We start from the raw sequence: 19,448 nt of genomic DNA on the forward strand, positions 1-19,448 counted from the left end.
TCGCCTTACCTCAGCGCAATGACGACGCGCCGATTCGGTTCGTCTCCCTTGCTGAACGTCCTTACCTTAGGATGGTTCTGAAGCTGCGAATGGATGACCTTGCGTTCATGCGGCGTCATCGGCTCGAGAACGACTTCCTTTCTCGTGCGGATAACTCGTCCCGCCAATCGGTCGGAGAGCTCCTCCAACGTCTTGCGGCGACGCTCGCGAAAATCCTCTGCATCAAGGACGATACGAAGATGACTGTCTGAATAACGGTTGGCCACAATATTTACCAGGTACTGCAGCGCATCAAGCGTGCCCCCCCGGCGTCCAATCAGCATGCCCAGGTCTCCCCCGCCCGATACGGACAAGTAGAAACCTTCTTTCGTTTGCTTGCGATCGATCTGAACTGAAAGTCCCATTGTACGCGCGACTTCGACAAGGAACTGCTCGGCTTCCTCCAGCGGATCCGGAATAAGCTCCAGCTCCACCTTGGCTTCCTTGACGCCAATCAGCCCGAACAGCCCTTTGGACGGCTGCTCCAGCACGACAACTTTAACACGGTCTTCCGTTACTTGCCATTGTGTCAATCCATTACGCACAGCATCGTCTATCGTCTTGCCCGATGCAACGATTTTCTTCATTTTGCAAGGACCTCCTTCTTACCCTTGTCAGATGAACCACGTACGTACAGGAAGTAGTTTTGAACGATCGTATACGTGTTGCTGAATACCCAGTACAGCGGCAATGCAGCAGGGAACGACATCGACATCACGAAGATCAGCACCGGGAAAATCGTCATGATCATCCCCATGCCCGGCATTTGCTGCGTCTGCTGCTTCTGCATCATCTTCGATTGGACGAAGGTCGTAATCGCGGCTAGCACCGGCAAGAAGTACCATGGGCTTGGCTCGCCGAGTCCGAAGCCGAACAACGTTTCGGTACGGATGTCCTGATTCCAGTAGATGGCATTGTAAAGCGCGATAAATACCGGCATCTGAACGATCAACGGCAGACAGCCCGCCAAGGGGTTGACGCCATGCGTCTGGAACAGTTTCATCGTCTCTTCTTGTTGCTTCTGCGGGTTGTCCTTATATTTCTTCTTAATTTCCGCCATTTGCGGCTGTAACGCTTGCATAGCCTTGGAACTGCGATACTGCTTAAGTGTCAACGGCAGAATGAGCGTTCTAACGATAATCGTTAGCAGCAGGATCGCCAACACATAGGAGCCGCCGAACCAGTTAGCGAACGTATCAAGCGTAATAGCGAAATAATAAACGACGTTTTTCTCCCAGAAATTACCCTTGAGCAAGTCGGGCGTATCCATGGTATGATCGGCAGGAGCACAGCCTGCAAGGAGGCCCATAACCAATACTAGACCCGCCACGAGAAGCCATTTTCGATTTGTATTCCGAAACAACATTAAATCTCCTCTCTGAGAGCTTCTGCATAGTTCTATTCCAAGATAGACTATACCATAATTTAATACACAAATAAACAAGATGAAACGGCTGTCTCCGACCTTTGGCAGCGCTGTAAGTTTCATCACTAGAAATCATTGCTTCTTTAATAAGCCGGCTTTCCTCAGCACATGCCCGACGCTCTTCTCCATCTCCTTCATCTCCATGGCCGTTGCCGGCTTCCTGACGATGAGAATGAAGTCCGTTCCAGGTACGATCCGGTCCTCCATATGACGCACGATTTCCTTTACCATTCTTCTCATCCGATTGCGCATGACGGCATTGCCGATTTTTTTACTGGCCGACACGCCGAGCCGGAATGGGTCCGCTACTCTTTGCCTTGACCAATATACGACGAATTGGCCGTTCGCGAACGATTTTCCGCCCCGATAGACCCGATTGAAATCTTCGCGGCTGCGAAGACGCAATTTTCTACGCACGTCTTATATCCACCGTTCTCTCTTCATTCTATTATGAGGTTGTTCAAAAAGTCCGATTCCCATTACGAAGTATGCCAGGAAGCTAACTCGACATCGAAGATTGAAGGCAACCGAACTTTTTGAACTCGCACTATATGTCAAGTCTGTCCGAAACTGAGCAAAAAAAAAGACCACGTCCGGTGGTCTTCTGCTTACGCGCTCAGTACTTTTCTTCCCTTTTGACGACGAGCCGCCAAAACTTTACGACCGTTCTTTGTGCTCATCCGCTTGCGGAAGCCATGCACTTTAGCACGTTTGCTTACATTTGGTTTAAATGTAGGTCTCATTTATATTGCACCTCCTATATTACGTGTGGATCCATACATCGGACGATACGCGCCCGTCCAAGACAAAAATACACTTTTATAATTAAACCACGCGGAGGGCAAAAAGTCAATGTTTGCCCCTGCGCCGACGACTGCCATTTTTTTCGACTCATGCCTGTGGATAAATGAATGAACGACAAAGGTTCGACGAAAACTAATAACATGTGGACAATTTTTTGGGGCCAAAATCGAACTTTGTCGAAATGGTAACATGATATTAACAATATCTTGTGTTGTCGATAACTTTTATACACAAGCTCTTGAGTATGTGGATAATATCCGGCAATTCGTTGAAATACAAGGCATCTTTTGCTATGATAGATATGTTTTCGTTGTGGATGACCAACTATTCCACACCATTTTATTAACAGCCTGTGGATAACATTGTGAACAACATTATCCCCTATTTATAACTCACATCTTAAATATCCGTCATAATGTGGATATTTCGTGCATGCAGATAGGTATTCGACAAGTTTCCGCGCGGGCCCGCCTCTGGGCGACAGAAGATAAGGAGTGACAGTCTGTGGACAGCCATACCTACGATTTATGGCAACAAGTATTGTCCATCATTCAGACGAAGCTGAGCAAGCCGAGCTTTGACACCTGGTTCAAGGCAACCAAGGCTTCCTTCGTCGATGATTCCATACTTGAAGTAACGGCGCCGACCACGTTTGCCGCCGAATGGCTGGAAGGCCGATATACGAAGCTGATTCGAACAACACTGTACGAATTCCTCGGCAGACAGATCGATGTGCGCTTCTCCATCGAGGAACCGAAAACCGCCGCCGAGCATAGCATCGTGTTCCCTCCCAAAAACGTGCAGCCTCCTGTCTCGTCCGACGAGCCGCACACTCATATGCTTAACCCCAAGTATACGTTCGATACATTCGTCATCGGTGCCAACAACCGGTTCGCCCACGCGGCCTCGCTAGCAGTCGCCGAAGCTCCGGCCAAAGCCTATAATCCACTGTTCCTCTATGGGGGCGTTGGACTAGGCAAGACTCACTTGATGCACGCAATCGGACACTACATTATGGATCACAACCCCAATACGCGGGTTCTTTATATTTCTTCCGAGAAATTCACGAATGAATTCATTAATGCCATCCGGGACAGCCAGGGCGAGAGCTTCAGGACGAAGTACCGCAATATCGACGTGCTGCTTATTGACGATATTCAATTTTTGGCCGGCAAGGAGCAGACGCAAGAGGAATTTTTCCATACGTTTAACGCGCTGCACGAAGAACGCAAGCAGATCGTCATCTCCAGCGACCGTCCGCCGAAAGAAATACCAACTTTAGAAGACCGGCTGCGCTCCCGATTCGAGTGGGGACTCATCACCGATATCCAGCCGCCGGATCTGGAGACGCGGATTGCTATTCTTCGAAAGAAGGCAAAAGCCGAAAATCTCGATATTCCCAACGAAGCCATGAACTATATCGCCAACCAGATCGATACGAACATCCGCGAGCTGGAAGGCGCGCTGATCCGGGTCGTCGCCTATTCGTCGCTGATCAATGCCGATATTACATCGCATCTGGCCGCGGAGGCGCTTAAGGATATTATTCCGTCGAGCCGGCCGCGCATGATCACGATTCAGGATATACAGACGAAAGTTGGCGAATTTTACGGGCTGCGCCTGGAGGAGTTCAAAGCGCGAAAACGGACGAAAGCCGTCGCTTATCCGAGACAAATCGCGATGTACCTCTCGCGGGAGCTTACGGATTACTCGCTTCCGAAGATCGGCGAAGCGTTCGGCGGCCGTGACCACACGACAGTCATTCATGCGCACGAGAAAATAACAAGGCAGCTTAAGATCGATCAGGAGCTGTACAAGATCATTCAGAATTTGACGGAAAAAGTCAAAAATCAAATGTGAACAACAGAGCAAGCCTATGCACAAGCTATGCACATGTGGATAGGCTTGCTTTATCCGCTTTAAATGGGGTTATCCACATATTCAGGGCCCCTACTACTACGACTACTAAAAAATCTTTAAAATAATACCTATACAAATGCAAGTTCAAAAAGTTCGGTTTTCAACACCAAGAAGATTGAAAGAAGGTAGAAACTGAGTAGCGGAGCGTAGTGGAAGCTACGTGAGCAACGGAAGTTTCGCCTGAATTCAAGATTCGATGTCGAATACGCTGCTTGAGATGCTTCGTGATGGGAAGCGGACTTTTTGAACAACCTTTTCAACGACTTCGTCGTTTCGGGGCTGATACCCTCAAATCTTGTAGAAAACGGGTGAACAAATGAAACTCACGATTTCCAAAAACGAACTAAACGACGCGATTCAACAAGTCGCCAAAGCCGTCTCGGCCCGTCCCGCCATTCCGATCCTCGGTGGCATCAAGTTCGATGTAAACCATCAATTCGTAACGCTGACTGCCAGCGATACAGATATATCTATTCAAAGCTTTATCTCCGTAGAACAAGGAGATAAAATTATCGCGCAAATCGACAAACCGGGAAGCGTTGTGCTTCCTGCCAAGTTTTTCGTTGAAATCGTAAAAAAACTCCCTTCCGACCAAGTGATGATTGAGGTAAGAAGCGGCTTCCAAACGATTATTCGCTCCGGTTCCTCGGAAATCCAAATGGTCGGCCTGGATCCGGAAGAGTTCCCTGTCCTGCCGTCGATCGAACAGAACGACATTCTTCAAATTCCCGGAGACTTGATCAAATCGATGATCCGCCAAACGATTCTCGCCGCTTCGACAAGCGAACAAACGCCGATCCTGACCGGCGTGCTCTGGAATCTTCACGACAGCATGCTCAAGTTCGTTGCCACGGACCGTCATCGTCTTGCCAGCCGTACGACAAAAGTCGATTCCGAGCTGAACTTCAGCAATATCGTTATTTCCGCCAAGACGCTCAACGAATTGTCCCGTCTAATTCCGGATCAGAATACGCTAGTCGATGTCGTCGTTGCGGACAACCAGGTATTATTCAAGGTCGACAATATTCTGTTCTATACGCGTATTCTTGACGGCACTTACCCGGATACATCCAAGATTATTCCGCAAGTATTCGAGACAGAACTTGTGCTCGACACCAAAAACGTGATGGACGCAATCGATCGCGCCTACCTCATGTCCCGCGAAGAAAAGACGAACATCGTCAGACTTGCGACACTAGATGACGGTACGATTGAGATTTCGTCCAGTTCAACGGAGCTTGGCCGCGTAACGGAGCAGCTTGATGTAAAGCAGTTGACAGGCGAACCGCTGCGGATTGCGTTCAACTCCAAATATATGCTCGACGTGCTCAAAGTTATCGACAGCGAACAGCTGTTCATCGGTTTTTCCGGCGCTATGCGCCCCATTATCGTAAAACCGATGGACCACCCATACAGCATGTACGTCATTCTGCCTTACCGTACGACAGGTTAAGCCAAGCAAGCTGAAAGGGTGATGAAAGAATGAAAGAAGTATCCATTCGGACGGAATATATCGAATTAGGGAAGTTTTTGAAGCTGGCGGATTGCATATCCACAGGTGGACAAGCTAAATTTTTTTTGCAGGAGACGGTTATCCACATTAACGGGGAGGCCGACAATCGCCGGGGCCGCAAGCTTTACGCTGGCGACAAAGTGGAAGTCGAAGGGCAAGGCATGTTTGTCGTCACGCGCGAATAGGCGAAGCACCGGGAGGAACGAAACGTGTTTCTGACGAATATCGAATTGAGCAATTACCGGAATTATGCCGGCCTCGATCTTGCAACTCCGAACAAGGTTAACGTCTTTTTGGGTCCAAACGCCCAAGGCAAAACGAATCTGCTGGAAGCCATCTTTGTACTTGCGCTGTCGAAGTCGCATCGCACGTCCAAGGACAAAGAACTGATCGGTTGGCAAGGCGATTCCGCGAGAATATCGGGGGCGGTGGATAAGCGGTACGGCAGCATCACCCTCGATTTGCTGTTCTCCTCGCAGGGCAAGAAGGCGAAGATCAACGGGCTGGAGCAGCGCAAGCTGAGCGATTTCATCGGTTCCGTTAACGTCGTCATGTTCGCGCCGGAGGATCTCGAGATAGTCAAGGGCACGCCGGGCGTGCGCCGCCGATTTCTGGACATGGAGATCGGGCAGGTGCAGCCCGGCTATCTTTATACGCTTCAGCAATACGGCAAGGTGCTTCAGCAGCGAAACAACTACCTGAAAAGTGCAGGTCCGGGGACTGTCAACGCGACGATGATGGAAGTGTGGAATATGCAGCTTGCCGAGCTCGGTGTTAAAATTATGAAAAAAAGGAAACACTTTATACATAAATTGCAAATCTTCGCGGAACAGATCCATGCCGGCATTACGAACGGTTCGGAGAAGCTGACGATTGAGTATCGACCCTCCTTCGATGTGGACACGACGCAAGATGAACCTGTTTTATTTGATCAATTTATGTTAAAGTTATCACAAGTGAAAGATCAGGAGATTCGGAGAGGGGTCACGCTTGCCGGACCTCATCGCGACGATTTGGCCTTCTTCATCAATGGCAAGGAAGCGCAGATATTCGGCTCGCAAGGGCAGCAGCGCACTACTGCTTTGTCGCTGAAGCTTGCCGAGATCGAGCTGATTCATGAGGAGATCGGGGAATATCCGCTGCTCTTGCTCGATGATGTTCTGTCGGAGCTGGATCAGAACCGTCAGACGCAGCTCATCGAAACTTTTCAAAGCAAGGTTCAGACCTTTATTACAACGACCGGCCTGGAGAGCGTCAACACGAGCAAGCTCCACGATGCCGGTATCTATTATGTGCGAGAAGGCAGAGTCACCGTATAACGAGATGAACAGGGGGCTGGAGGAGACATGTACATCCATCTGGGCGGAGAAAAGATTATCAGGGCCGTAGAGCTCGTAGCCATCTTTGATATATCCATTGAGCAGTCCTCCAAGCTGTCCAAGCAATTCGTCGCGGGAGCCCATAAGCGCAAGGACGTGGAGACGATCGGCGAAGAAGAGCCGAAGTCTATCGTCGTCACAAAGAAGAAAATCTACTATTCGCCCATATCATCCTCAACGCTCAAGAAACGAGCCCATCATTTCGCGGCGAATGGATAAGCAATAGGAAGAGCAGTCGAGAGGAGCAGTGAGCTTGCATGACTTTGGAACAGAACACGTATGACGAGAGTCAGATACAGGTTCTTGAAGGGTTGGAGGCCGTCCGCAAACGTCCGGGGATGTATATCGGCTCCACCAGCGGAAAGGGTCTTCACCATCTCGTATGGGAGGTAGTCGACAACAGTATCGACGAAGCGCTGGCCGGCTATTGCGACAAGATCGACGTGATCGTGCACGAGAACAACAGCATTACCGTTATCGACAACGGACGCGGAATCCCGGTCGGGATGAACACGAAGCTGCAGAAGTCGACGCTCGAGGTTGTCATGACCGTTCTTCATGCCGGCGGCAAGTTCGGCGGCGAGGGATATAAAGTATCCGGCGGTCTGCACGGCGTAGGCGTGTCGGTCGTCAATGCCCTGTCGGAGTCTGTCATCGTGCAGGTTAAACTCCATGGCAAACTCTATCAGCAGGAATACCGCAGAGGCATTCCCCAATACGATATCAAGGTCGTGGGCGAATCCGAGGAGACGGGCACAAAGGTAACCTTCCTGCCGGATCCCGAGATTTTTACGGAGACGACGGTATTCGACTACGAGACGCTTCAGTCCCGTATTCGCGAGCTGGCGTTTCTGAACAAGGGCATCGAGATTACGCTGACGGACGAGCGTACGGACGTGTCCAATTCGTTTAAATACGACGGCGGTCTGAACGAGTTCGTTTTGTTCCTGAACCGCAATCGCGAGGCGCTGCATGAGACTCCAATCTATGTAGAGGGCTCGAAGGACCATATCCAGGTCGAAGTCGCGCTGCAATATAACGACAGCTACACGGAGAACATTTACTCCTTTGCCAATAACATCAATACGCATGAGGGCGGTACGCATGAATCCGGCTTCAAGAGCGCGCTGACGCGGATCATTAACGATTACGCGCGCAAAACGAATCTCATCAAGGACAACGATTCCAACTTCTCGGGCGACGACGTGCGGGAGGGCCTCACCGCGATCATCTCCGTAAAGATCCCCGAACCGCAATTCGAGGGACAGACGAAGACGAAGCTGGGCAACAGCGAGGTTCGGGGCATCGTAGAGTCGTTCTTCGCCGAGAAGTTCCAGGAGTTCCTCGAAGAGAATCCTGGCGTATCCCGTCGCATCGTGGAGAAAGGCCTCCAAGCCGCGCGCGCGCGCGAAGCGGCGCGCAAGGCACGCGAGCTGACGCGTCGTAAGAGCGCGCTCGAGGTTGGATCGCTCCCGGGCAAGCTGGCCGACTGCTCCTCCAAGGACGCGGCAATCAGCGAACTGTATATCGTCGAAGGAGACTCCGCGGGCGGATCTGCCAAGCAAGGGCGCGATCGTCATTTCCAAGCGATACTTCCGCTCAGGGGCAAAATCCTGAACGTAGAGAAAGCCCGCCTGGACCGCATTCTCGGCAATGCCGAGATTCGTGCGATTATTACGGCGCTAGGCACGGGCATCAGCGACGACTTCGAAATCTCGAAGGCCCGTTACCATAAGATCATCATCATGACGGACGCCGACGTCGACGGCGCGCATATTCGTACGCTGCTGCTAACGTTTTTCTACCGCTACATGAGGGAGATTATCGAAGCGGGCTTCGTCTACATCGCGCAGCCGCCGCTCTTTAAGATCGAGCGCAACAAGGTTGTCCGCTACGCCTTGACGGAGAAGGAGCGCGACGTGATCCTCGCGGAGTTCGGCGAAGGCGTGAAGGTAAATATCCAGCGCTACAAAGGTCTCGGAGAGATGGACGCCACCCAGCTGTGGGAGACGACGATGGATCCCGAGAGCCGTTCTATGCTCCAGGTGTCGATCCAGGACGCGATCGAAGCCGATACGATCTTCGATACGCTGATGGGCGACAACGTCGAGCCCCGGCGCGAATTCATTCAGAAGTATGCCAGATACGCAAATCTGGATATCTAAGCGGAAGCAGCCACCCATGACGGGGGCTGCTTTTCTTCTCAAGGACTGTACAGGGGGGTTAATGCTTTTTGCGTTTGATTCCTCCATAGGCTGCTGCATATCGGGTTACTTTGCGGTGCATCGACTTGTCGGCCAGCTTGTTGAAAATATAGGGATGTGGCTTCGTGTTCACTTCCAGTACCCAAGGGTGGAACTTTGTATCGATGGCGACATCGACGCCAAGCTCCTTGAGACCGGGATAGGCCGTTTGCAACTGCTTGCCGATCTTGACGCCAAGCCTCTTAAGCCTTGCTTGGAGCGCGCTCATCTCGGAGGCGGACAGATGAGAGGACAGCAGTCTCTCAAATGATATTATCGTTCCGCCGCCATGGTAGTTGGTTATGATTTTGCGAGGAGGCGCGAGTCTCCCGATAATGCCGGAGGTTTCCCATTGGTTGCTTAAATTTTTTTGCACCATGACGCGCAAGTCAAAGCGGCGGCCCTGATGCTTGAGCAGTTGAATGCCCTTCTGCACGATATAACCCTTGCGGCCCGCATAGGAATTTAACGCTTCGAACAAGGAATCGAAGCTGGCTCCATAACGTTCCGTCGTTCCGTGGTGGAAGCGGTAGCCGCCCCCTTGCCCTCCTGTACGCTCAACCCGGATGACTCCGTTGCCGTGTGTGCCGCTGACGGGCTTCACGTAGACCATCTCGTACTCTTGCAGCATGCGATGCAGAGATTCGCGGCTGTACCGCTTCGTCAGCGGGATGTAGCTGTGCATTTCGGCAGAGCGCAGGAGCACTTTTGTTTTTGCCCACTTGCTTCTGACACGTTGGATAGCCAGGGGATTCACCTCTTTCTATGGGATAGTTCCTGCAGGATGCCGGAGTTCTCGAAGCGGTGGAACGGCGCCGAATAAGCGACATCTTTTTCTTTTATCACCCGGCTCCTGGGCAAGACAGACTATGGAATGAATGGTATAATAAAAGTTGGGTCTATTTAATCTATGACCATTTTTCGCGTTCGGAGCTTGAGGAAAGGCCTATTTTTAACAATGGGTCCGGAACAGGCGATTCCGCCAAATGGAGCAGCCCTAGCGGTTGCTGTCATAACGGCACAACAGGTTTATGCAAGAATTAAATGTTAAAGATAGAACTAGGAATGGTTGACGATTCACCAGATAGATGACGTCAGGGAGGTAAAGCATGGCGGAAGAACAAAGAATGTCAGTGACAGACCGCGATATCGGTACGGAGATGCGCGACTCCTTCATGGATTACGCGATGAGTATTATCGTGAGCCGCGCGTTGCCGGATGTGCGCGACGGGCTTAAGCCGGTGCATCGCCGTATTCTGTTCGCAATGTCGGAGCTCGGCATGTCTCCGGACAAGCCGCATAAGAAATCGGCGAGAATTGTAGGGGAAGTCATCGGCAAGTACCACCCGCACGGCGATTCGGCGGTCTACGAATCCATGGTTCGGATGGCGCAGGACTTCTCCATGCGTTATATGCTCGTAGACGGGCACGGCAACTTCGGTTCCATCGACGGCGATATGGCGGCGGCTATGCGTTATACCGAAGCACGTCTGTCCAAGATGGCTATGGAGCTGCTTCGCGATATTAACAAAGAAACGATCGACTTCGCTCCAAACTATGATGGCGAAGAACAAGAGCCCGTCGTACTGCCTTCCCGATTCCCGAACCTGCTGGTAAACGGGGTAACGGGCATCGCCGTAGGCATGGCGACGAATATACCTCCGCATAACCTGAATGAGGTTATTGACGGCGCTCAGGCGCTTATCCGCAATCCGGACATTACTTCGCTAGAGCTGATGGAATATGTCAAAGGACCGGACTTCCCGACGGCCGCTTATGTCATGGGGCTATCGGGCATTCGCCAGGCTTATTTGACGGGCCGCGGCTCGGTAACGATGCGCGCCCGCGCGACGATCGAGGAGAACAACGGCAAAGCGCGTATTATTGTTCACGAGCTGCCTTACCAGGTCATTAAGGCGAGACTGGTTGAAAAGATCGCGGAGCTGGTGCGCGAAAAGAAGATCGAGGGCATTACCGATCTGCGCGACGAATCCGACCGTAACGGCATGCGGGTCGTCATCGAGCTTCGCCGCGACGTCAATCCGAGCGTCGTGCTAAACAACTTGTACAAGCATACGCAATTGCAGTCGAACTTCGGCATTAACATGCTAGCGCTTGTAAATGGCGAGCCAAAGACGCTGAATTTGCGCGACATGCTGTATCATTATTTGCAGCATCAGATCGAAGTCATAAGACGCCGTACAGAATACGACCTCAAGAAGGCCGAGGCGCGCGCGCATATTCTGGAAGGCTTGCGGATCGCGCTCGACAACCTCGACGAGGTCATCGCGCTTATTCGCGGATCGCGTACGACGGAAGAAGCGCGCGAAGGTTTGATTACCCGTTTCTCCCTCAGCCACGAGCAAGCGCAAGCGATTCTGGATATGCGCCTGCAGCGTCTGACCGGACTGGAGCGGGACAAAATCGAGGCGGAATATGCCGAGCTTTTGGCCAAGATTGCCGAGTACAAGGCTATTCTTGCGGACGAGCAGCTTGTGCTCGATATCATCAGCACAGAGCTTAATGAGATCAAAGAGCGGTTCGGCGACGAACGCCGCACGGAGATCACGGCCAGCGACGAAGAAATTCTGGATGAGGACCTCATTCCTCGCGAAGACGTAATCATCTCCATTACGCACTCCGGCTACATCAAGCGTCTCCCAGTGACGACGTATCGCAGCCAGAAGCGCGGGGGTAAGGGCGTTGTAGGCATGGATACGAAGGAGCATGACTTCGTCGAGCATCTCTTCGTATCGAATACGCATCACTTCCTGTTGTTCTTTACGAACAAAGGCAAGGTGTATAAGCTCAAAGCCTATGAAATTCCGGATCTCAGCCGTACAGCGCGGGGAACGCCGATTATTAACCTGATTCAGATTGAGCAGGGCGAGACGGTTAACGCCGTCATCCCGGTTCAAGCGTTCGACGCGGATCATTATCTGTTCTTCGCGACAAGACAAGGCGTGGTCAAGAAAACGCCGCTTGACGATTATATTAATATCCGCAAAGTGGGACTAATCGCGATCTCCTTGCGCGAAGATGACGACTTGATCGGCGTGAAGCTGACGGACGGCAACCAAGAGATCATCATGGGTACCGCCCAAGGCATGTCCATCCGTTTCTCGGAAGACGATGTTAGGTCCATGGGACGGTCGGCTACCGGCGTTAAGGGCATTGGTCTGGACGATGACGATACGGTCATTGACATGGACGTAGTTGTACTTGACAAGGATGTGCTTATCGTTACGGCCAAGGGCTACGGCAAGCGTACGCCGGTCGGCGAGTATCGGATCCAGAACCGTGGCGGCAAGGGGATTAAGACGCTTAACGTTACAGACAAAAACGGCCCGATCGTTTCCCTTAAGGTTGTCGAGAACGACGAGGATCTGATGATAATGACGGCGCTTGGCACTTTGATACGGACCAGCATGGAAGGAATCTCCACGATGGGACGGAATACGCAAGGCGTCAAGCTGATCAATACGCGCGAAGACGATACGGTTGCGACTGTCACTCGCGTTGCGCGGAGCGAAGAAGAAGTGGCTTCGTCCGAGGACGAACAGGACGTAGAAGGCTCGGAATCCGAATAAGGAATCAGCGGCAGTCGGATTTGTTAAACATTGATCCTGCGCTTTGTTCGCGGGGGAGGGGAATAGGATGGTCGCAGTAGCGGTTGCGCAGCTTAAGATGGGCGATAAGATCGGGGAGGATGTTCTCACCCCGCTCGGCGGCATATTGTTTCACAAAGGGAGAATTATTACAACGAAGGAACTGGATATTCTGCAAGCCTTCTTGGTGAATACCGTTATGGTCGACTACGGCGATGCAATTCCGCCGGAAGCCCAGCCGGCACAGGCGGCACAACCTGTACAGCAGCCGGTGACTCCCTTCCAGCAAGAGTACGAAAAGATGATCGAGGTGCTCAGGAGGCTGTTCAACAACTATGTGACCGGGCAGGGAATGCCTGTCATGGATCTTCGAGTGCAGCTCGAGAAGCTCTTGGGCCGGATATCGGAGTACAAGGTGCTCACCTTCGCGCCAAGAGTATTCCAGGAACGCGACTATCTGCTTCACAATAACGTGACTTCCGCGATGACCTCCTATCTGATCGCTCAGTGGGGGGGACTTCCGCAGAAGGATTGGATGCAGGTAGCGCTCGCCGGTCTTCTTAAGGATATTGGCAATGTGCGCATCGATAAATCGATTCTGTCCAAGCCTACCCCGCTGACGGCCGTTGAGCAAGAGGAGATGAAGCGGCATACCGTCCTGGGCTATCAGTTGCTAAAGAACGTTGCAGCGCTTAATGAAGGCGTCAAGCTGACGGCGCTTCAGCATCATGAGAAGGTCGACGGCACGGGTTACCCGCTTGGCATAGATGCCAGCCAAATTCATCCATATGCAAAGATCGTGAGCATTGCGGATATATTCCATGCGATGACGCTAAACAGGGGCTACAAGAAGGCCGTCTCTCCATACCTTGTATTGGAGCAAATATTGAGCGATGCTTTCGGAAAGCTGGATCCTGGCTATGTCAGAACGTTCGTGGAGAAAGTGACGCAGTTCCATAATGGAACCATCGTCAGACTTAGCGATGAACGGATCGGCGAGATCGTCTTCTCGGACCGTACCCATCCGACGCGGCCATGGGTGTCCATTGACGGCAAGATTGTCAACCTGGTTATCGAGCGGCAGTTCCATATTAAAGAAGTGTTGAAATAGCGCATCATAAGGGCAAGCCTATCGGAGACCGGAATCATCGGCGGACGATACGGTTTGCTTTTATTTTTTTACCATGGAATGAAAAAAGTTCGAGATAGATTAAGGAGAGGGCTTCGCTTGGAACGGTTAAAACGTTGAAATTAAATTAATTTAAAAAAACACTTGCAATCCAATAGGCGTTCGTGATATATTATTTCTTGTCGCCGCGAGAGATTGACGCCGGCAACGAAAGAAAAGATTGTTCTTTGAAAACTGAACAACGAGCGAAACTGCCCGATACAATCGCAAGATTGAATCGAATAACAAACTTTCGAATTTGGCTTGTCCAAGGAGGAAGTTTGGATAGCAACAACGTAATGAGCAAGTCAAACACTTTAATGGAGAGTTTGATCCTGGCTCAGGACGAACGCTGGCGGCGTGCCTAATACATGCAAGTCGAGCGGAGTTGATGAGGTGCTTGCACCTCTGATGCTTAGCGGCGGACGGGTGAGTAACACGTAGGTAACCTGCCCGACAGACCGGGATAACATTCGGAAACGAATGCTAATACCGGATACGCGATTTGGTCGCATGGCCGAATCGGGAAAGACGGAGCAATCTGTCACTGTTGGATGGACCTGCGGCGCATTAGCTAGTTGGTGAGGTAACGGCTCACCAAGGCGACGATGCGTAGCCGACCTGAGAGGGTGATCGGCCACACTGGGACTGAGACACGGCCCAGACTCCTACGGGAGGCAGCAGTAGGGAATCTTCCGCAATGGGCGAAAGCCTGACGGAGCAACGCCGCGTGAGTGATGAAGGTTTTCGGATCGTAAAGCTCTGTTGCCAGGGAAGAACGCTTGGGAGAGTAACTGCTCTCAAGGTGACGGTACCTGAGAAGAAAGCCCCGGCTAACTACGTGCCAGCAGCCGCGGTAATACGTAGGGGGCAAGCGTTGTCCGGAATTATTGGGCGTAAAGCGCGCGCAGGCGGTTCATTAAGTCTGGTGTTTAAGGCTGGGGCTCAACCCTGGTTCGCACTGGAAACTGGTGGACTTGAGTGCAGAAGAGGAAAGTGGAATTCCACGTGTAGCGGTGAAATGCGTAGAGATGTGGAGGAACACCAGTGGCGAAGGCGACTTTCTGGGCTGTAACTGACGCTGAGGCGCGAAAGCGTGGGGAGCAAACAGGATTAGATACCCTGGTAGTCCACGCCGTAAACGATGAATGCTAGGTGTTAGGGGTTTCGATACCCTTGGTGCCGAAGTTAACACATTAAGCATTCCGCCTGGGGAGTACGGTCGCAAGACTGAAACTCAAAGGAATTGACGGGGACCCGCACAAGCAGTGGAGTATGTGGTTTAATTCGAAGCAACGCGAAGAACCTTACCAGGTCTTGACATCCCTCTGACCGTCCTAGAGATAGGGCTTTCCTTCGGGACAGAGGAGACAGGTGGTGCATGGTTGTCGTCAGCTCGTGTCGTGAGATGTTGGGTTAAGTCCCGCAACGAGCGCAACCCTTGATCTTAGTTGCCAGCATTTCGGATGGGCACTCTAAGGTGACTGCCGGTGACAAACCGGAGGAAGGTGGGGATGACGTCAAATCATCATGCCCCTTATGACCTGGGCTACACACGTACTACAATGGCCAGTACAACGGGAAGCGAAACCGCGAGGTGGAGCCAATCCTATCAAAGCTGGTCTCAGTTCGGATTGCAGGCTGCAACTCGCCTGCATGAAGTCGGAATTGCTAGTAATCGCGGATCAGCATGCCGCGGTGAATACGTTCCCGGGTCTTGTACACACCGCCCGTCACACCACGAGAGTTTACAACACCCGAAGTCGGTGGGGTAACCCGCAAGGGAGCCAGCCGCCGAAGGTGGGGTAGATGATTGGGGTGAAGTCGTAACAAGGTAGCCGTATCGGAAGGTGCGGCTGGATCACCTCCTTTCTAAGGATATACCCAGTCACGATGATGACTGGATAGGAAGCATTGCTTCCATAGCAGTAACTCTCAGGCAGGAAGTTGCTCGCTCGTTGTCAGTTTTGAAAGACTAATCCTCTTTCACAAGCGTAATCATACCCAAGGGCCTTTAGCTCAGCTGGTTAGAGCGCACCCCTGATAAGGGTGAGGTCGGTGGTTCGAGTCCACTAAGGCCCACCATTATCATCACTGAAGTGTTGATCCCATTACGGGGCCATAGCTCAGCTGGGAGAGCGCCTGCCTTGCAAGCAGGAGGTCAGCGGTTCGATCCCGCTTGGCTCCACCAAGCACATCCCCTTAGGGAGCATGTGCGAATTTGCACCTTGAAAACTGGATAACGAAAGTAAATAGAAGATGAAAATCTTCTGCTGAACATCCTTTAGCTGGATTAACAGATGGCTGCAGCAATGCAGTTCGTCGAAAATACTAGGTTAAGCTAGTAAGAGCGCACGGAGGATGCCTAGGCACCAGGAGCCGAAGAAGGACGTGGCGAACAACGATACCGCCTCGGGGAGCCGTAAGCAGGCTTTGATCCGGGGATTTCCGAATGGGGAAACCCAGCTGGAGTAATGTCCAGTTACTCTCAACTGAATACATAGGTTGGGTAGAGGCATACCGGGGGAACTGAAACATCTAAGTACCCCGAGGAAGAGAAAACAAAAGTGATTCCGTCAGTAGCGGCGAGCGAACGCGGATTAGCCCAAACCAAGGAGCTTGCTCCTTGGGGTTGTAGGACATCTCACATGGAGTTACAAAGGAATGGATTAGGCGAAGAGGTCTGGAAAGGCCCGCCATAGCAGGTAAAAGCCCTGTAACCAAAAGTCCATTCTCTCCGAGGTGTATCCTGAGTACGGCGGGACACGTGAAACCCCGTCGGAATCCGGCAGGACCATCTGCCAAGGCTAAATACTCCCTGGTGACCGATAGTGAAGCAGTACCGTGAGGGAAAGGTGAAAAGCACCGCGGGAGCGGAGTGAAAAAGAACCTGAAACCGTGCGCTTACAAGAAGTCAGAGCCCGATCAATGGGTGATGGCGTGCCTTTTGTAGAATGAACCGGCGAGTTACGATTACGTGCAAGGTTAAGGTGGAAAGCCGGAGCCGCAGCGAAAGCGAGTCTGAATAGGGCGCTTAAGTACGTGGTCGTAGACCCGAAACCGTGTGATCTACCCCTGTCCAGGGTGAAGGTGCGGTAACACGCACTGGAGGCCCGAACCCACGCACGTTGAAAAGTGCGGGGATGAGGTGGGGGTAGCGGAGAAATTCCAATCGAACTCGGAGATAGCTGGTTCTCCCCGAAATAGCTTTAGGGCTAGCCTCGGTTATGAGTGTCGTGGAGGTAGAGCACTGATTGGGTGCGGGGCCCGCCAAGGGTTACCAAGTCTAGTCAAACTCCGAATGCCATTGACATGCTTACCGGGAGTCAGACAGTGAGTGCTAAGATCCATTGTCAAGAGGGAAACAGCCCAGATCATCAGCTAAGGTCCCCAAGTGTGTGTTAAGTGGGAAAGGATGTGGAGTTGCACAGACAACCAGGATGTTGGCTTAGAAGCAGCCACCATTTAAAGAGTGCGTAATAGCTCACTGGTCGAGTGACTCTGCGCCGAAAATGTAACGGGGCTAAACACACCACCGAAGCTATGGCAACGTAAATCCTTTGGATTTACTTGGGTAGGGGAGCGTTGAATACGGATTGAAGTTGGACCGTGAGGACTGGTGGACTGTATTCAAGTGAGAATGCCGGTATGAGTAACGAAAAGACAAGTGAGAATCTTGTCCGCCGAAAGCCTAAGGGTTCCTGAGGAAGGCTCGTCCACTCAGGGTAAGTCGGGACCTAACGCGAGGCCGAAAGGCGTAGTGGAAGGACAACAGGTTGAAATTCCTGTACCACCGTAAGCCGTTATGAGCAATGGGGTGACACAGAAGGGCAGTGACGCGGGCTGATGGAATAGCCCGTCCAAGCAGTGAGGCTGACTTGTAGGCAAATCCGCAAGTCGTTAGGCTGGGCTGTGATGGGGAGCGAAAATTGCAGTAGCGAAGGTCATGTACTCCGGCTGTCAAGAAAAGCCTCTAGCCAGGTGATGGTGCCCGTACCGCAAACCGACACAGGTAGGCGAGCAGAGCATGCTAAGGCGCGCGGAAGAACTCTCGTTAAGGAACTCGGCAAAATGACCCCGTAACTTCGGGAGAAGGGGTGCCTCGGTAGGGTGAATAGCCCGAGGGGGCCGCAGTGAAAAGGCCCAATCGACTGTTTAGCAAAAACACAGGTCTGTGCGAAGCCGTAAGGCGAAGTATACGGGCTGACGCCTGCCCGGTGCTGGAAGGTTAAGGGGAGCGGTTAGGGGCAACCCGAAGCTGTGAACCGAAGCCCCAGTAAACGGCGGCCGTAACTATAACGGTCCTAAGGTAGCGAAATTCCTTGTCAGGTAAATTCTGACCCGCACGAATGGCGTAACGAATTGGGCGCTGTCTCAACGAGAGATCCGGTGAAATTTTAATACCTGTGAAGATGCAGGTTACCCGCGACAAGACGGAAAGACCCCATGGAGCTTTACTGCAGCTTGATATTGGACTTTGGTACGATCTGTACAGGATAGGTGGGAGCCTTTGAAGCCGGAGCGCCAGCTTCGGTGGAGGCGCCGTTGGGATACCACCCTGATCGTATCGGAGTTCTAACCTGGTACCGTGAATCCGGTACGGGGACCGTGTCAGGCGGGCAGTTTGACTGGGGCGGTCGCCTCCTAAAATGTAACGGAGGCGCCCAAAGGTTCCCTCAGAATGGTTGGAAATCATTCGAAGAGTGCAAAGGCATAAGGGAGCTTGACTGCGAGACCTACAAGTCGAGCAGGGACGAAAGTCGGGCTTAGTGATCCGGTGGTACCGAATGGAAGGGCCATCGCTCAACGGATAAAAGCTACCCTGGGGATAACAGGCTTATCTCCCCCAAGAGTCCACATCGACGGGGAGGTTTGGCACCTCGATGTCGGCTCATCGCATCCTGGGGCTGAAGTAGGTCCCAAGGGTTGGGCTGTTCGCCCATTAAAGCGGTACGCGAGCTGGGTTCAGAACGTCGTGAGACAGTTCGGTCCCTATCTGTCGCGGGCGTAGGAAATTTGAGAGGAGCTGTCCTTAGTACGAGAGGACCGGGATGGACGTACCGCTGGTGTACCAGTTGTTCCGCCAGGAGCACCGCTGGGTAGCCAAGTACGGACGGGATAAGCGCTGAAAGCATCTAAGCGTGAAGCCCCCCTCAAGATGAGATTTCCCAGTATGTAAGACCCCTTGAAGACGACGAGGTTGATAGGTTCGGGGTGGAAGCACAGCAATGTGTGGAGCTGACGAATACTAATCGGTCGAGGGCTTATCCTAATCGCTTACTTGGTCATACAACCGGTAAGCAAGCTAAAGATTCAGCACACTTTCGTATCCAGTTTTCAGCGTGCAA

13 protein-coding genes, 2 tRNA genes and 2 rRNA genes are annotated in these 19,448 nt (G+C 52.1%); 12 read left to right on the forward strand and 5 right to left on the reverse strand.

What is annotated here, in order from left to right:
* Positions 1-5: 5 nt before the first annotated feature.
* From jag to rpmH, 4 genes are all read right to left on the reverse strand, one after another.
* The gene (jag, locus tag H7F31_RS03610) at positions 6-626 is read right to left on the reverse strand and encodes an RNA-binding cell elongation regulator Jag/EloR (RefSeq protein WP_087572536.1); all 621 of its coding nucleotides are present in this window, start codon (positions 624-626) and stop codon (positions 6-8) included.
* Positions 623-1,405, reverse strand: coding sequence for a YidC/Oxa1 family membrane protein insertase (locus H7F31_RS03615; protein WP_087572535.1), 783 nt, complete (start codon positions 1,403-1,405; stop codon positions 623-625). Before H7F31_RS03615 ends, jag begins: the two co-directional genes overlap by 4 nt.
* A gap of 132 nt (positions 1,406-1,537) precedes the next feature.
* Complete coding sequence (gene rnpA, locus H7F31_RS03620; protein ID WP_087572534.1) at positions 1,538-1,882, reverse strand: ribonuclease P protein component; 345 nt, start codon at positions 1,880-1,882, stop codon at positions 1,538-1,540.
* 191 nt (positions 1,883-2,073) lie between these two features.
* Positions 2,074-2,208, reverse strand: a complete 135-nt coding sequence (rpmH, locus tag H7F31_RS03625) for a 50S ribosomal protein L34 (protein ID WP_087572533.1) — start codon at positions 2,206-2,208, stop codon at positions 2,074-2,076.
* A 565-nt stretch (positions 2,209-2,773) separates the two neighbouring features.
* Here rpmH and dnaA point away from each other — a divergent pair.
* The 6 genes from dnaA (at position 2,774) to gyrB (ending at position 9,246) form a co-directional block, all read left to right on the forward strand.
* Entirely contained in the window at positions 2,774-4,129 is a 1,356-nt protein-coding gene (gene dnaA, locus H7F31_RS03630) for a chromosomal replication initiator protein DnaA (RefSeq protein WP_087572532.1), read from the forward strand.
* A 376-nt stretch (positions 4,130-4,505) separates the two neighbouring features.
* Positions 4,506-5,642 (forward strand): DNA polymerase III subunit beta, encoded by a 1,137-nt coding sequence (gene dnaN, locus H7F31_RS03635; protein WP_187103077.1) that lies wholly within the window; start codon positions 4,506-4,508, stop codon positions 5,640-5,642.
* Between the two features lie 29 nt (positions 5,643-5,671).
* A complete protein-coding gene (gene yaaA / locus H7F31_RS03640) occupies positions 5,672-5,887 on the forward strand; it encodes a S4 domain-containing protein YaaA (protein ID WP_187103078.1) in 216 nt (71 codons plus the stop codon).
* A 24-nt stretch (positions 5,888-5,911) separates the two neighbouring features.
* Entirely contained in the window at positions 5,912-7,021 is a 1,110-nt protein-coding gene (gene recF, locus H7F31_RS03645; RefSeq protein ID WP_087572530.1) for a DNA replication/repair protein RecF, read from the forward strand.
* A 27-nt stretch (positions 7,022-7,048) separates the two neighbouring features.
* The gene (remB, locus tag H7F31_RS03650) at positions 7,049-7,300 is read left to right on the forward strand and encodes an extracellular matrix regulator RemB (protein ID WP_087572529.1); all 252 of its coding nucleotides are present in this window, start codon (positions 7,049-7,051) and stop codon (positions 7,298-7,300) included.
* Positions 7,301-7,338: 38 nt separating this feature from the next.
* Positions 7,339-9,246, forward strand: a complete 1,908-nt coding sequence (gyrB, locus tag H7F31_RS03655; protein WP_187103079.1) for a DNA topoisomerase (ATP-hydrolyzing) subunit B — start codon at positions 7,339-7,341, stop codon at positions 9,244-9,246.
* 58 nt (positions 9,247-9,304) lie between these two features.
* On the opposite strand, the gene H7F31_RS03660 is transcribed toward gyrB, so the two are convergent.
* Positions 9,305-10,081, reverse strand: coding sequence for a YheC/YheD family protein (locus H7F31_RS03660; RefSeq protein WP_261800288.1), 777 nt, complete (start codon positions 10,079-10,081; stop codon positions 9,305-9,307).
* Between the two features lie 352 nt (positions 10,082-10,433).
* On the opposite strand from H7F31_RS03660, the gene gyrA reads away from it, so the two are divergent.
* The 6 genes from gyrA to H7F31_RS03690 all read left to right on the forward strand — a co-directional run bounded on the left by gyrA (position 10,434) and on the right by H7F31_RS03690 (position 19,372).
* Positions 10,434-12,914 (forward strand): DNA gyrase subunit A, encoded by a 2,481-nt coding sequence (gene gyrA, locus H7F31_RS03665; RefSeq protein WP_187103080.1) that lies wholly within the window; start codon positions 10,434-10,436, stop codon positions 12,912-12,914.
* 67 nt (positions 12,915-12,981) lie between these two features.
* Positions 12,982-14,043 carry an HD-GYP domain-containing protein gene (locus H7F31_RS03670; protein ID WP_187103081.1) on the forward strand — a complete coding sequence of 354 codons (1,062 nt, stop codon included), beginning with the start codon at positions 12,982-12,984 and terminating at the stop codon, positions 14,041-14,043.
* A gap of 374 nt (positions 14,044-14,417) precedes the next feature.
* Positions 14,418-15,972: ribosomal RNA gene (locus H7F31_RS03675) — 16S ribosomal RNA — on the forward strand.
* A 136-nt stretch (positions 15,973-16,108) separates the two neighbouring features.
* Positions 16,109-16,185: transfer RNA gene (locus H7F31_RS03680), tRNA-Ile, on the forward strand.
* 30 nt (positions 16,186-16,215) lie between these two features.
* Positions 16,216-16,291: transfer RNA gene (locus H7F31_RS03685), tRNA-Ala, on the forward strand.
* Positions 16,292-16,434: 143 nt separating this feature from the next.
* A 23S ribosomal RNA gene (locus tag H7F31_RS03690) occupies positions 16,435-19,372 on the forward strand.
* Together the 16S and 23S rRNA genes with 2 tRNA genes alongside form the textbook arrangement of a ribosomal RNA operon.
* Positions 19,373-19,448 lie beyond the last annotated feature (76 nt).

Source organism: Paenibacillus sp. PAMC21692, from assembly GCF_014303795.1.
GTDB classification, from domain to species: Bacteria; Bacillota; Bacilli; order Paenibacillales; family Paenibacillaceae; genus Pristimantibacillus; species Pristimantibacillus agaridevorans.

Coding starts and splice junctions, on each gene's coding strand:
- gyrB (WP_187103079.1), top strand. CDS start 7,339: ATGACTTTGGAACAGAACACGTATGACGAGAGTCAGATACAGGTTCTT.
- gyrA (WP_187103080.1), top strand. CDS start 10,434: ATGGCGGAAGAACAAAGAATGTCAGTGACAGACCGCGATATCGGTACG.
- dnaN (WP_187103077.1), top strand. CDS start 4,506: ATGAAACTCACGATTTCCAAAAACGAACTAAACGACGCGATTCAACAA.
- yaaA (WP_187103078.1), top strand. CDS start 5,672: ATGAAAGAAGTATCCATTCGGACGGAATATATCGAATTAGGGAAGTTT.
- H7F31_RS03670 (WP_187103081.1), top strand. CDS start 12,982: ATGGTCGCAGTAGCGGTTGCGCAGCTTAAGATGGGCGATAAGATCGGG.
- remB (WP_087572529.1), top strand. CDS start 7,049: ATGTACATCCATCTGGGCGGAGAAAAGATTATCAGGGCCGTAGAGCTC.
- H7F31_RS03615 (WP_087572535.1), bottom strand. CDS start 1,405: ATGTTGTTTCGGAATACAAATCGAAAATGGCTTCTCGTGGCGGGTCTA.
- rpmH (WP_087572533.1), bottom strand. CDS start 2,208: ATGAGACCTACATTTAAACCAAATGTAAGCAAACGTGCTAAAGTGCAT.
- jag (WP_087572536.1), bottom strand. CDS start 626: ATGAAGAAAATCGTTGCATCGGGCAAGACGATAGACGATGCTGTGCGT.